Annotated in this window: 17 protein-coding genes; 6 read left to right on the top strand and 11 right to left on the bottom strand. The window is 45.1% G+C overall.

Going from position 1 to position 12,297, the window contains the following annotated elements; translation table 11 throughout:
• Window positions 1–320: 320 nt before the first annotated feature.
• The 4 genes from B5F87_RS02395 to B5F87_RS21130 all read right to left on the bottom strand — a co-directional run bounded on the left by B5F87_RS02395 (window position 321) and on the right by B5F87_RS21130 (window position 3,507).
• A complete protein-coding gene (locus B5F87_RS02395) occupies window positions 321–1,535 on the bottom strand; it encodes an IS256 family transposase (RefSeq protein WP_087175595.1) in 1,215 nt (404 codons plus the stop codon).
• A gap of 169 nt (window positions 1,536–1,704) precedes the next feature.
• The gene (locus tag B5F87_RS02390; protein WP_087276060.1) at window positions 1,705–1,950 is read right to left on the bottom strand and encodes a hypothetical protein; all 246 of its coding nucleotides are present in this window, start codon (window positions 1,948–1,950) and stop codon (window positions 1,705–1,707) included.
• Between the two features lie 183 nt (window positions 1,951–2,133).
• Window positions 2,134–3,096: a reverse transcriptase domain-containing protein gene (locus B5F87_RS21135; RefSeq protein ID WP_242963799.1), complete on the bottom strand. Its 963-nt coding sequence runs from the start codon at window positions 3,094–3,096 to the stop codon at window positions 2,134–2,136.
• Window positions 3,097–3,507 carry an RNA-directed DNA polymerase gene (locus B5F87_RS21130; RefSeq protein WP_204246032.1) on the bottom strand — a complete coding sequence of 137 codons (411 nt, stop codon included), beginning with the start codon at window positions 3,505–3,507 and terminating at the stop codon, window positions 3,097–3,099.
• Between the two features lie 558 nt (window positions 3,508–4,065).
• On the opposite strand from B5F87_RS21130, the gene B5F87_RS02380 reads away from it, so the two are divergent.
• Both B5F87_RS02380 and B5F87_RS20625 read left to right on the top strand, forming a co-directional pair.
• Window positions 4,066–4,365, top strand: a complete 300-nt coding sequence (locus tag B5F87_RS02380) for a helix-turn-helix transcriptional regulator (RefSeq protein WP_204245539.1) — start codon at window positions 4,066–4,068, stop codon at window positions 4,363–4,365.
• A 128-nt stretch (window positions 4,366–4,493) separates the two neighbouring features.
• Window positions 4,494–4,628: an AraC family transcriptional regulator gene (locus B5F87_RS20625; protein WP_343215678.1), complete on the top strand. Its 135-nt coding sequence runs from the start codon at window positions 4,494–4,496 to the stop codon at window positions 4,626–4,628.
• A gap of 120 nt (window positions 4,629–4,748) precedes the next feature.
• Here the strand turns inward: B5F87_RS20625 and B5F87_RS02375 are convergent, their stop codons facing one another.
• Complete coding sequence (locus B5F87_RS02375) at window positions 4,749–4,937, bottom strand: helix-turn-helix domain-containing protein (RefSeq protein WP_054353185.1); 189 nt, start codon at window positions 4,935–4,937, stop codon at window positions 4,749–4,751.
• A gap of 1 nt (window position 4,938) precedes the next feature.
• Window positions 4,939–5,379, bottom strand: a complete 441-nt coding sequence (locus B5F87_RS02370; RefSeq protein ID WP_087276057.1) for a sigma factor-like helix-turn-helix DNA-binding protein — start codon at window positions 5,377–5,379, stop codon at window positions 4,939–4,941.
• Between the two features lie 411 nt (window positions 5,380–5,790).
• On the opposite strand from B5F87_RS02370, the gene B5F87_RS02365 reads away from it, so the two are divergent.
• On the top strand, window positions 5,791–6,135 hold the full coding sequence (locus B5F87_RS02365; RefSeq protein ID WP_087200826.1) for a helix-turn-helix transcriptional regulator: 345 nt from the start codon (window positions 5,791–5,793) through the stop codon (window positions 6,133–6,135).
• Between the two features lie 131 nt (window positions 6,136–6,266).
• Here B5F87_RS02365 and B5F87_RS02360 read toward each other — a convergent pair whose 3' ends face one another.
• Both B5F87_RS02360 and B5F87_RS02355 read right to left on the bottom strand, forming a co-directional pair.
• Window positions 6,267–6,668, bottom strand: coding sequence for a hypothetical protein (locus B5F87_RS02360; RefSeq protein WP_087276054.1), 402 nt, complete (start codon window positions 6,666–6,668; stop codon window positions 6,267–6,269).
• 4 nt (window positions 6,669–6,672) lie between these two features.
• A complete protein-coding gene (locus B5F87_RS02355) occupies window positions 6,673–7,605 on the bottom strand; it encodes a ParM/StbA family protein (RefSeq protein ID WP_087276051.1) in 933 nt (310 codons plus the stop codon).
• A gap of 170 nt (window positions 7,606–7,775) precedes the next feature.
• Between B5F87_RS02355 and B5F87_RS02350 the strand changes: the two genes are divergently transcribed.
• A complete protein-coding gene (locus B5F87_RS02350) occupies window positions 7,776–8,213 on the top strand; it encodes a DUF3788 domain-containing protein (protein ID WP_087276048.1) in 438 nt (145 codons plus the stop codon).
• Window positions 8,214–8,240: 27 nt separating this feature from the next.
• Here the strand turns inward: B5F87_RS02350 and B5F87_RS21655 are convergent, their stop codons facing one another.
• The 3 genes from B5F87_RS21655 to B5F87_RS02340 are packed head-to-tail and all read right to left on the bottom strand — an operon-like array spanning window position 8,241 to window position 10,152.
• Window positions 8,241–9,155 carry a DUF4368 domain-containing protein gene (locus B5F87_RS21655; RefSeq protein ID WP_343215713.1) on the bottom strand — a complete coding sequence of 305 codons (915 nt, stop codon included), beginning with the start codon at window positions 9,153–9,155 and terminating at the stop codon, window positions 8,241–8,243.
• Window positions 9,073–9,891 carry a recombinase family protein gene (locus B5F87_RS21650; RefSeq protein ID WP_343215670.1) on the bottom strand — a complete coding sequence of 273 codons (819 nt, stop codon included), beginning with the start codon at window positions 9,889–9,891 and terminating at the stop codon, window positions 9,073–9,075. Before B5F87_RS21650 ends, B5F87_RS21655 begins: the two co-directional genes overlap by 83 nt.
• A 3-nt stretch (window positions 9,892–9,894) precedes the next feature.
• Entirely contained in the window at window positions 9,895–10,152 is a 258-nt protein-coding gene (locus tag B5F87_RS02340; RefSeq protein ID WP_087276046.1) for a hypothetical protein, read from the bottom strand.
• 360 nt (window positions 10,153–10,512) lie between these two features.
• Here B5F87_RS02340 and B5F87_RS02335 point away from each other — a divergent pair, with 360 nt between their 5' ends.
• The gene (locus B5F87_RS02335; protein ID WP_087276043.1) at window positions 10,513–11,184 is read left to right on the top strand and encodes a response regulator transcription factor; all 672 of its coding nucleotides are present in this window, start codon (window positions 10,513–10,515) and stop codon (window positions 11,182–11,184) included.
• The gene (locus B5F87_RS02330; protein ID WP_343215669.1) at window positions 11,172–12,281 is read left to right on the top strand and encodes a HAMP domain-containing sensor histidine kinase; all 1,110 of its coding nucleotides are present in this window, start codon (window positions 11,172–11,174) and stop codon (window positions 12,279–12,281) included. Before B5F87_RS02335 ends, B5F87_RS02330 begins: the two co-directional genes overlap by 13 nt.
• Window positions 12,282–12,297 lie beyond the last annotated feature (16 nt).

Below are 12,297 nucleotides of genomic sequence, written 5' to 3'. Positions count from 1 at the left end.
GAGGGCGTAAAATTTTCTGTGTCTATGGGAAAAATTCTTCTTTGATAAGAAACAGATATGTATAATTGCCTTGTCGGAACTTCTGCTTTTTGGCTGTCGAATTACTTATCTGTTTATAGTATTACCCATTTGACTCATGTTATACATGAATTTTAAGATTTTTTGCAGCACAAATAACGGCATCTGTAATCCCTTTTTCGTGGGCTCTGCCCACACCCGGCCTCAGGAATAAGCTGGGATTTTCTGGGAATACTATAAATGCCGAAGGAATAAGGGGAAGACAGGAGCGGAATAGTTTTTCATCCACTCCTGTTTTCCTTTTACAGGTATGCTGTCAGTCTCTCATCGTATAAAAGAATCAGTTGGTTCAACACTTGATCCCAGTTCCGATAACGCTGCGTCCACTTCTTTGTTACATTTCTGCTCGCAAGAAACAGCATCTTTTCAAGAGCGGTATCGCTTGGGAACACACTCTTTGTCTTTGTGACTTTCCTGTATTGACGGTTCAGCCCTTCTATGATGTTTGTGGTATACATAATTCTGCGGATATCTCCGGAAAACTGGAAGAAAGAACTCACATCTTCCCAGTTGTTTTCCCAGTTACTGATCGCATAGGGATATTTCTTTCCCCATTTCTCCTTGATCGTTTCCAATTCCGAAAGAGCTGCGGATTCATTGGGCGCGTTATAGACAGCCTTGAAGTCTGCGGAAAACTTCTTCAGATCGTTATAATTCACATATTTAAAAGAATTGCGCAGCATATGGATGACACAGCGCTGGATCTGTGCCTGTGGGAAAACGGCCTGAATTGCGTCTTTAAATCCGGGGAGACCGTCTACGCAGAAGAACAGGACATCCTGCACGCCACGGTTTTTCAGGTCGTTGAGCATTCCGAGCCAGAATTTACTGGTCTCATTCGCTCCTACGGTAATACTGAGAATATCCTTGTATCCTTCCACGGTAACTCCCAGTACAATATAAGCAGCGCGGCTGAGGATCCTGCCGTCTTCCCGGACTTTGTAATGGATACAGTCCATAAAAACAAAAGGATATACAGGGTTCAGTGGACGAGACTGCCACTCTTTCACTTCCGGAAGGATTTTGTCCGTGATTTTGCTGACCATTTCGGCGGAAAGTTCAATCCCATAAAGTTCCTGGAGCTGGTCATGAATATCCCTTGTACTCATTCCGCGGGCATAGAGAGAGATTACTTTCTCCTCAATCCCGGAAATATCCCGCTGATATTTAGGGATCAGCTTTGGTTCAAACTCACCATTGCGGTCACGGGGAACATCGATCTGGAATTCCCCGTACTGGCTTTTGAGTGTTTTGGGAGAGTGGCCATTCCTCTTATTATCGCTCTTGAGATCACCTTTACAATTTTTTTCATAGCCCAGAGTTGCATCCATCTCGGCTTCCAGAAGCTCCTGCAATATATCTTTGAAGCTGTCTTTGAGAAGGGAGTAAACATCAGCCACACTGGTAATGTTGTTTTCTGTAATAATCTGTCGGATTTGGTCTTTTGCTACTGCCATAAATAAACTCCTTTTCGATAAGAATTGTCATATCTGTAATTCTTACCAAAAAGGAGCCATTTTTTACCAAAGCCACAAAGTTTTTTACACTACCTACGCTTCCGCTGACAGCCACGCTCTGCATGAGCTGTCCCACCTCTCCAATCTGGTGTATGGCATTCAAATGTAACTACCAAACTAAGTATTTCCTTAATAAGTTCCCTTGACCATCATCTTTTATCTTCTTTATCACATAGCTCAACCATTCATCCGGTGTTGGTATCTCTCCAGCACAGGGAATTTTTCTCCATTGCTCCCGTTTGACCGGATCTTTATCATTCCACCCCTTTTCAATTCTATCGGAAATTATTGCCCGCATTTCCTCAACTGAAATGTTTCGCTCTCTTGCCATTCTTTCAAAAATATGCTCCTGCATTATTCTACCTCCAGTCTTTTGTGAATAGCATTTCCATCATCTACAATACTATAACTGTATAAGTCCCTTTTAGGAAGTATGATAGCTACCCTTTAGTAGATATGGGGATTACTCCCCATATCCCTACACAAAACCGTACGTGCGCTATTAACGCATACGGCTTTTCACTCTATATTTCGTACTCTATCTATAAAACAAACTCACCTTAATACTTGGTTCAAGCAATGGAAATGTCCTGAGTAACCCATTAAAGAACGTATCCAGAGTATAACTTCTTCTCTGGCTTCTCCGATTGAGCCACTTGAACAATAGCCATTTTGTCTGCATCAAGAATTTTTTCACTTCCCTCGTATTGTCGGTCACCCCATAATACTGATAGTGTCCTCGTAGTTTTGCATTGACCGTTTTAAATATCTGTTCCAATGCCATTGTTCTATGGGTCTTGATCCATTCTTTTATCGCCTTAATCTTGCTGCGGAATTTCTTCTTGCTGGTCTTTACCCTACAACGGAAAAACTCCTTCTTTCCGTCCATTCCGCAATAAAACGTGAAACCAAGAAAGTCAAAGGTATCTGGTTTTCTTTCCCCTCTTGTTTTTCGGTTCCGCCTGGCAAACCTCCCGAATTCTAAAATCTTCGTCTTTTCTTCCGCCAGTTCCAGTCCATATTTCCTGAAGCGTTCTTCTAGCCTCTGCTTGAATACTTCCGCTTCATATTGACTCTGAAAACAGCAGACAAAATCATCACAATAACGAATTAGATAGCATTCGCCCTTGCACTGTCTCTTTACGATTACATCAAACCAGTTATCCAGTACATAATGCAGATAGACATTTGCAAGTATTGGACTGGCTCCGTTTCCCTGTGGGGTTCCCCGTTCGCTGTCCAGAAATTTGCCGTTTTCCATGATTCCCGCTTTCAGGAATTTCTCGATTATCTCAGGAAATCTCTTGTCAGCTATGTCATGTGACAGCATCTTCATCAGCCATCCGTGGTCTACATTATCAAAGAACCCTCTGATATCTGCTTCTACCACATAATTCGTCTTCCGATACTGTACCATCTCTATGATTTCCCTTACTGCCTGATGACAGTTCCTGTTTGGGCGAAACCCAAAGCTCTCATTATAAAACTTCGGTTCATAAATCTACTCCAGTATCTGTGCAATCGCATTTTCCACCAGCTTATCCTCATAGCAGGAAATTCCCAGCGGTCTCATTTTGCCTTTTGTTTCTTTCGGAATATAGACTCGTCTTATTGGTTTCGGACGGTAGCTTCCGCTTTTCATCCGCTTTACAAGATTCGCCAGATTTTCCTCCAGACTCCGTTCATAATCTTCTTTTGTCACTTTATCAATTCCATACGCTTTTCTTTTATCCATCGTTTTATGGATTGCTTTCAAAGTGTCCTCATTGATATATGACGCAAGATTTTGAACCTTTCTGTCAGTTCTGTTCGCTTTCGCGATATTGTACTGTATTCCAAGCAACTCGTTCACCATGTTCATCAGCTCTCTTTCGTCTGCACAGTTCTTATCACTTGAAGCTATAAAGTGCACAGCCCTTTTCTCCATCTGCTTTCACAGACTTCTACGATACTATGGCTGTGTCGGACTTCCTGCCATTCCTTTGGATTCCTGACGCATTTCTTTGTTTTGGTTTCCATACCTCTTTCAGAGGAAATGACAGGATCTCAGCTGTTCCGATAACATACTTATCATCAGCCTCGCCAAGCTCTCAGACTGGGGGATGCCGCCATGACCTCGCCATACCGGTCTTGGCAGTGTTGTCTGCTGTGTCAATCATCACATCGACCATATCCAACCTCATAATAATTTCCCAGCTCAATCACTTCACTTTCGTTTCGGCTCTGCTGCTCCCTGTCCTACGCTTAAGCCTGACGTTACCGCTTCGGCTCCAAGGACTCGGTACAGGCGGTTGGCTAGACCTTACCTGATAGGATTTTCCTACTGTATTGTTATCAGCTTACCAAGGCTTGCAGAGTTTTCTCCGCTCGCCAGGGGAAATCAGCTACGCTGATTTCACAGCTCGCACGATTGTGACTATTATACCACCATTCTGGGACTTAGAATAGATACAGATAGGTAGGTGGTGATATGGATACGCAGAAACGAATCAGAGAATTGATGGAAGAACGGAAATGGACAGACTACCGTCTGGCAAAGGAAGCCAAGCTTTCCCATTCTACTGTCACAAATATGTTCAATAGAAATAACGCACCAACGCTGCCAACTCTGGAGGCAGTTTGCAGGGCATTTGGTATCACTCTGACTCAGTTCTTTGCCGAGGGTGAAGAAGCGCAATTGACCGAAGAGCAACAGAAACTCTTTTCAAAATGGAGTACCCTGACAGATAGGCAAAAGCAAATCCTTCTTGAACTGATGGATGCCATTTGAAGCACATCGCTCCCACAACGGGAAAGATGTGCTTTTCTTTTGCCATTAAAAAAGGCCCCTGCCAACCGCAGGAGCGAAAACAAGAACTTTATAGGTAAATTTGAAATGCACCCATTCACGCAATTTGGGTGCATTGTATCAATTTATGGTACGCAAGCCAGGTTGGCTACTCCAATCAAGGGAAATTTGCAGCTGTATTCAAAAAACAGTATGGATTGTCGCCGCTAGAATACCGGCGACTGAGAAATTTAGAAAAGAGTTAGTACCACCTGTTCTAAAGATTAAGTCATCGTAAAATAGCTCGAAAAAATGTATCGTTTTTGATCGCATTTTCTTCATTATTATGAAGACCGGGCAGCTTACGCCGTCCGGTCCCTTCTTAATTACTCCACATCCCGGAAATACCGGATGCACTTCATCAGCTCCACTGCCAGCTCCTGGTACAGATCTTCATCAAATCTTCTGTTCACCAATGAATACTTAATCAACAGCGGCCTGTACATTGCAAAGATTTCTGCCTTCGCATCCATGTCCCCAGCTTTTGCCCGGAATAATAATTCATCAAAGCTCATCTTATTTATCCCCCAATCTTTTGCGTATTTTACGGATTGCATAGAAGTACGCATCCTTGCATCGCTCTGCTGTCATCCCGGTCATCTCGCCAATCTTTTTAAATGAGCGCTCCTCAAATACATGAAGATAGATCAGCTTCCGTTCTTTCTCATTGAGCAACAGCATCGATTTCACAAGTTTTTCATCTGAGAGTTCGTCCCACTCCGGGAACTCACCTGCAGCCTCTTTGAGCAGAATCCGTTCCCGTTCCTGGTTCTCCCTCATTTCTTCAAACGTGATCCGTTCTTCAATCTCCGTAATTTCCTCCATTAAGAAGGAGTCCTTCTCCGTCCGGATCTTTTTATCCAGGTAACTGCTCCTGCGCCCTTTGATAAACTCCAGTAAGTATGCCGTAAAATGGTTCTTTGTCCGATCTCCCGAATAGGTATGTTTTTCATTCATATGTTGATTCCTCCTGAATTTCATCTGTAGTTCCAAAGAAATTCAGAAGGCCGGCGGCGAGCGGCACCCTGGCAGTCTTTCGTTCCGTTCCCACGGCAAAAAAATAAGACCGAAAGCTGCCAACGGCAGCCCGATCCTATCCGGCGGATTTAACTTTACATGAGAACACGCAGTATATGTGGTCGGAACCAACACATATACTGCGTGTAAAAGAGTTTCTTCACCTGCAAAAAGAAGCAGGATTTTTTTGAAATTGTTTCAGATAGCGTCTGATCCATCCGGCTGTTCACACCTTATCTTCCGTAGATTCCCCCTCTTTATATGCGTTATATCGCCTGTCAATACGCAGGATAACGCATTTCATATACTGCTTGTCTGCGGTAAAATATATGCAGGAAATGAGGTGATTGGATGTATAGACAACGATTGGGGGATGCTGTAAGAGAAGCCAGAATGAATTTGGAATTATCGCAGAATACGCTTGCGGAACGGTCCCACGTATCCCTTCGTACAATTTCAGATATCGAAACTTATAAGGCGAACCCTCGTTTTGACAGTCTCTGCTCCCTGGCGTCCTATCTGAACATTTCTATTGATGCGGTGATCAAAGACCGTAAGAACAATAGCGGCAGTACGACGATGCAGCAGATCCTGATAGAGTTGGAGTCCTGCTCCGAAGAAGAGCAGGTTATTGTGCTGCAAACGCTGCGAGGCCTCTTGAAAGGACTACATACCCGGACAGAGAACCCCACATAACCACCTCTTCTGCCATTGTAAGAGACACTTCTCGGAAATCTTTATAGAAGTTCTATGGATTTTCTATGGAAATTCTGAAAAAACGGTGAAAAATCGGGAGAACCACTGCGAGTTCTCCCTAAAGACCTGTATCACATATTTCTAAATGCTGCCATGGCATCCGCAATATCCTGCATTGTTCGTTCATCAATCGGAGGACCTTCCTCGTTCAGATCCTCGATTACAGCCTCTGCAGGTTTCTTATCTGCCTCCGGCTGCAGCTGCTGGCTGCCTGAAGTTCCAAAGTCTGAAACAGGAGCCTCGTCAGCAATCCGTTCCATTTCCTGCCGTACCAGAAGACGCACCATCGCTTGGATGCTTTCCTGGGAGACTCCGGTATCTCCTCCGGACTTCTTCCCTGTATACTGCAGGATTGCTTCCGCAATCAGCGCCGCCTTTTTCTCTGTTCCGTTCAGGATCTCTACGACTTCCAAATGCTCCGGATTTTTCTTGTCAAACCCTATCGTAAATACATATGGATTTTTCTTTCCCACATCATCACTTCCCTGCTAAAGAACTGCGGTACAGGATGCCGTACCCTTTCGCATTTGCAAAAATATCATCCATAAACTGATACTTGATCAGACGGCTGGAACTTTCCAGGAACCGCCGGAGTAAGATGGCTCCGCCTCCGATGAATATAGTATAGGTAGATTTCGTGTCAATGCCCCGTTCCCGGACACTGCTGAGCAGGTCGGTCACAAAATTCCGGGCCATTTCTTCCACGGTATGTACCACCATTTCCGGATAATATTCCGTCTTGCCTTCCAGGATACTGTCAATGTCAGTTTCCTCCAGCAGCATATCGTGATCCCCGTTGACACTGGAAATGATATCGTTATACATGGTGATGACACCCTTTTCCATGGAATCGCAATAGTCCAGACATGGGCTTCCACTCCGCATCAGCAGAAAATCCGATGTAAATCCGCCAATGTCAATCCCTACAGCCTTGTGGACCTGCCGGATTTTTTCTCCCTCGATCATCATAGCGGCATACGCCTGGGGATATACAGCTACGTCCCGGATGCAGGTATGGTAGGTTCTTCCGTTATACACCAGATCCTGCACCTTTCCGTCTCCCAGGAAATACTCCCGATACCGCTCCGCCAATTCAGCGTAATGCTTGGGCGGCACGCCAATCGGCAGCGATACCTGCACCACATCTTCTTCCGTTACCTGACCGGTACGCTCCAGTTCCTTTGCAATAGCAAACCTCGTCAGGATGGAAAAACGCTCATCCTGCGTCTTGTCCCTCTGATACGGGATCCGCTTGTCACTCAAAACATAAAACTTCCCGTCAGTCTGAAGGAAATCCTCCCGGCCTGCAGGCTTACGGTCAGTGGATGAGAGCCCCGTAGTGAAAAGAAAATGGGTGGTCTTCATGTTCCGGTTCCCGTGATCCACGGGGATAGTCAGTTTTTTTATCATAATGCGTCACTCCTTATATTGATTTCTACTTATTCCATACGTATGAGATATGTAGATAGCAACTCTGGAGAGAAAATTTTTTGAGACTTTTTATTTAGGATAGTATTCCAGACGTGTCTTTGGTAGAATGTAGGCAGAAACAAATTGAAAGTTATAAAGGAGAAACGAATATGCTGGATAAAATACCTAATGCAGAAGAAATGACTGCTTTAATCGGACAATCATTATATGATATATGGAATAAACTTTGTGCTTTAATTGATGAAAAGTATGACATGGAATGTTTATGGAACAAAGGTGGTAAAGCGTGGACTTATGAGTATAAATATCGTCGTGGCGGAAAAACGCTTTGTGCATTGTACGCAAGGGAAAACTGTGTAGGATTTATGATTATCTTAGGGAAAGATGAACAATTAAAATTTGATACAGATAGAAATAGTTATTCAAAAGAAGTGCAGAAAATTTATGATGAAACTAAAACCTATCACGACGGAAAATGGTTAATGTTTGAGCCAACAGATACAGCCTTATTTGATGATTTTGTTAAACTGCTGGGAATAAAAAGAAAACCAAACAAGAAGGCGAGCGCCCATAAGGAAGTAATTTGATTGTCGCAGGGCGGCATGGCTGAAAAGTCATGCCGTCCTGCCTTTTCCTTGCCGTTCCACAGTCTCATTGTCGCCCGGTAGGTTAACTTCTCCGATGAAATTCCAGACCAGTTCGATCTTCTGCCTGCGGTGGCCGCTGGACTTGTCCGGCGCATGGACGATGATCTTCTTTACAAACTCATTGACGATGGTGGGCGTCAGTTCCCGGATGCCCACATATTTTCGCACAATGGCTGCAAAGCTGGCAAAATCGGCTTGATCCTGTTCAAAGGTTTCTACTGCGTCCCGCCATGCCTTGACCTGCTCCGTCAGTTCTTTTTGTTCTGCCTCATAGTCGGCAGAAAGTTTCAAGAACCGTTCATGGCTGATTGCCCCGTTGATGTCGTCCTCATAGATGCGTTTGAAAATCCGGTCAAGTTCGCCAATACGCTTTTCCGCTTGGGCGATTTCGCGCCTGCGTTTCTTGGCCTCTTTTTCGGCTTCTTGGAACCGTTGCTTTTTCGCGGCTTCCTCAAATGCCATGGCATCGTCAAAGAACAGTGCCGTCACATCGAAAATCCGCTGCAACACAAACAGTTTCAGCGTTTCTTCCCGGATAAAGTGGGCGGAACAAGTTCCCGTGTTGCTCTTATAGTTGGAGCAAACATAGTGGTCTTGCTTGGGTGAAAAGCTGTTTGTCGTACAGAAATACAGTTTGTCCCCGCAATCCGCACAATAGAGCAAGCCAGAGAATAGTCCTTGCTTTCCTGTCTTGCTGGGGCGACGCTTGTTCTCCCGCAACTCCTGTACTCGTGCAAAGACTTGTTCTTCGATAATGGCGGGCTGGGTATTGGGGAAAATTCGCTGGTTCTCCGGGGCGTTATGCAGCCGCTTTTTCAGCTTGTGGGACTTGGAATAGGTCTTGAAGTTCACCGTGCAGCCGGTGTACTCTGGCCGCTCCAAAATTCCCGCAACAGACTTGGGGGCTCCACTTGTAAGGCTTCTCCGGCAGCGGCTTTCCGTCCCGCTGGGCGTAGTGAGCTTTAACCGTCAGGACGTGTTGGGCGGTCAGCAGCTTGGCAATCTGCAAGGGGCCCTTCCCTGCAATGCACAGGTCAAAAATCCGTTTGACAATCTCGGCGGCTTCCTCGTCCACGATCCATTTCTTTTTATCCGCCGGGTCTTTCTGATACCCGTAGGGCGGATTGGTGCAGAGGTGTTCCCCGGCATTTCCTTTGGCACGCATGACAGCCCGGATTTTCTTGCTGGTATCGCGGGCGTAGAAGTCGTTGAACAGATTGCGAAAAGGGGTAAAATCGTTGTCCCCTTTGTCGCTGTCCACGCCGTCATTGATGGCGATATACCGAATATCGCGCTCGGCAAAGAAACTCTCGGTATAGTAGCCCACTTTCAGATAGTCCCGCCCCATACGGGACATATCCTTGACAATAACGGTTCTGACCTTTCCCGCCTCGGCCAGTCGGATCATCTCATTCCAGCCCGGACGGTCAAAGGTCACCCCGGAAACGCCGTCGTCGATGAAAAACGCAGGATTGGGGAAACCGTTGTCAGTCGCGTACTTTAAAAGGATTTTCTTTTGATTGGCTATGCTGTTGCTCTCGCCGTCCAGCGCGTCCTCTTGGGACAGGCGGGCGTACAAAGCAGTAATGTTGTCGGGATAATTGGTGTTTGCTGTCATGGTTCATTCCTCCTGTAATGAACGCCCGACAAACAGGTTGCTGTCCTTATTATACTGCGGTTTGTCCTCTTTGTCAGCAGATGCGGCAATAGCTTCCGAGCGAATGAGGCGTACCATCTTGTCATAGAGCAGTTCTGTACCGCCGCAGGAAGTATGTACTTCATAGACCGTCCCGCCGAGCCTGTAACAGACAGTTTCTTGCAGCGGATTTCCCCGTTTTGGCAAATAATCGCTCTCTTTGGGGCTTCGTTTCTCTTCCATTCCATTCCCGTCCTTTCCGGGGAAGTCATAACAGAGCAAGCATAGGAAGTGTGGCTACACTTCCGCAAAATCTCCGTTTCCGGCCTGTTGACGGGCGGAGATTTTTGCTTGTTGGGAACTTCCCAAACCCTTGTTTTTGCTTCGCCAATAATACGCTGGAAAGGACGGAAACTACCCGCTAAATCAAAACTTTGTATAGATTTTTCTTTACATTCTGCTTCAAGACGGCATAAAGTAAAAATCTTTCCCAATTTAGAAAATGAATGAAGGTAGAGAATGGCGCATAATACATTAGTTACTAAAAAGTTGAGCGTTTTTTGAGATTTGCACTATATGATAAAATAAATAGAGGTGAGGATTATGAGATCTAAAATACTGATTGTCGATGATGAACATGGTATCGTCGATATGATACAAAGTTACTTTCAAACTCAATATGATATTTTGACTGCATACAGCGGCCAAGAAGCGCTCCAAAAAATCGCAAGTAACCCGGATTTGATTTTGTTGGATATCAATATGCCGGACATAGACGGGCTGACCGTATGCCAGAAGATACGGGATTATATCACTTGTCCCATTTTATTTCTGACGGCCCGCATTGAATCCAGCGATAAGATCGTAGGTTTTCAGGTTGGGGCAGATGACTATATTGTGAAACCCTTTGATCTGGACGAATTGGGGGCGCGAATTGCCGCGCACCTGCGGCGGGAGCAGCGCCGCCAGAATAATTCTGCGGTTCGCATCTTTGGTGAATTGGCATTGGATTACTCGGCCCGGACAGCTGCAATCAATAGTCAGAACATCCTGCTGTCGAAACGGGAGTTTGAAATTGTGGAGCTTCTTTCCCTCAATGCAGGACAGGTCTTTGATCGGGAACGAATCTATGAGCTTGTGTGGGGATTGGATGGGGGCGGGAATAGCGACACCATCATGGAACATATTCGGAAAATACGGGCTAAGTTTGCGGCATATACGCTGCACAATTATATTGAAACAGTTTGGGGGTGCGGTTATCGGTGGAACGCTTAAAAAATATGGGGTTAAAAAAATCTTTTCTTGTTTTGTCTGTTTCCTGTGTGTTGTTTGCCCTCCTACTGTTGGGACTTGTTTTTGCGGTATGTACTTCAATCAGCAGCACCTTTCCCGCAGGTGGAATAGAAGTTTTATCAGATGGTACAGTAATCAGGCTGGAAGCACCGACAGCATCCCAGCAAAAGATATTGTCAGCATTAGGTATCTTTCAAATTGTGTCTTGTATTGCGCTTCCTGTGGGTGGGCTGGCTCTGTCGGGAGTTTTATATTATCATATTAAGTTGAAACAGCCGATTGCTGTATTGCGAAATGGTATTACAAGGATTCAGAACCATGACCTTGATTTTATTATGCCGGTTCGTTCCGGTGATGAATTGGGACAGCTCTGTGCCGCCTTTGATACCATGCGTGAAGAACTCTTGAAATCGAATCAGGAACTATGGCGGCAGATGGAAGAACGGAAAAGGCTAAATGCCGCGTTCTCTCACGATTTAAGAAATCCGATCACAGTCTTGAAAGGGACTGTGAAATTGCTGCGTCAGGGTACAGTAGATAAGCAGACGATTGACAGATTGGAAAGCTATACCCAGCGAATTGAACAGTATGTGGAAGCTATGAGCAGCATACAAAGATTGGAGCAAATGCCCTTGCGGGTAAGTGAATATCCGTATTCCCTGTTGCGCTCTGAATTAGAAGATACAGCAAAACTTCTTGCTGGGACATTCCGGCTATCCATTTCTGCACCTGAATACGGAACCGCGTCAATAGATCATGCGGTATTCCTGACTGTTGCGGAAAATTTGATTGGAAATGCTGCTCGTTTTGCAAAAAGCGAAATTATAATATGCCTGCAACAACGGGAAAATCTCTTGTGTCTGTCGGTCACAGATGATGGCCCAGGCTATCCTGCAGAACTGGTACAAAACGGCCCAAGACCGTTTGGAAAAGTAAGTGGTGATTCTGCTCACTTTGGGATGGGGCTTTATAGCAGCCAGACATTATGCCTGAAACATGGAGGAACACTGATACTCACGAATCGAAAGGAGTATGGCGCAACAGCTATTGCTTCATTTCAAATAAATCGGAAACCTTGAGCAATTTTTGAGATTT

Origin of the sequence: Eubacterium sp. An3, assembly GCF_002159465.1 — a bacterium.
In the GTDB taxonomy this organism is placed as follows: Bacteria; Bacillota; Clostridia; order Lachnospirales; family Lachnospiraceae; genus Anaerobutyricum; species Anaerobutyricum stercoris.
The sequence above is the reverse complement of the archived record's forward strand: the minus strand, read 5'-3'. Positions and strand labels throughout refer to the sequence as shown.

Bases quoted from the DNA above. Each gene is read 5' to 3' on its own strand.
- B5F87_RS02375 (WP_054353185.1), bottom strand. From the start codon at position 4,937: ATGAGCTTTGATGAATTATTATTCCGGGCAAAAGCTGGGGACATGGAT.
- B5F87_RS02340 (WP_087276046.1), bottom strand. From the start codon at position 10,152: ATGGAAGAGAAACGAAGCCCCAAAGAGAGCGATTATTTGCCAAAACGG.
- B5F87_RS02350 (WP_087276048.1), top strand. From the start codon at position 7,776: ATGCTGGATAAAATACCTAATGCAGAAGAAATGACTGCTTTAATCGGA.
- B5F87_RS02380 (WP_204245539.1), top strand. From the start codon at position 4,066: ATGGATACGCAGAAACGAATCAGAGAATTGATGGAAGAACGGAAATGG.
- B5F87_RS02365 (WP_087200826.1), top strand. From the start codon at position 5,791: ATGTATAGACAACGATTGGGGGATGCTGTAAGAGAAGCCAGAATGAAT.
- B5F87_RS02390 (WP_087276060.1), bottom strand. From the start codon at position 1,950: ATGCAGGAGCATATTTTTGAAAGAATGGCAAGAGAGCGAAACATTTCA.
- B5F87_RS02395 (WP_087175595.1), bottom strand. From the start codon at position 1,535: ATGGCAGTAGCAAAAGACCAAATCCGACAGATTATTACAGAAAACAAC.
- B5F87_RS21650 (WP_343215670.1), bottom strand. From the start codon at position 9,891: ATGACAGCAAACACCAATTATCCCGACAACATTACTGCTTTGTACGCC.
- B5F87_RS02335 (WP_087276043.1), top strand. From the start codon at position 10,513: ATGAGATCTAAAATACTGATTGTCGATGATGAACATGGTATCGTCGAT.
- B5F87_RS02355 (WP_087276051.1), bottom strand. From the start codon at position 7,605: ATGATAAAAAAACTGACTATCCCCGTGGATCACGGGAACCGGAACATG.
- B5F87_RS02370 (WP_087276057.1), bottom strand. From the start codon at position 5,379: ATGAATGAAAAACATACCTATTCGGGAGATCGGACAAAGAACCATTTT.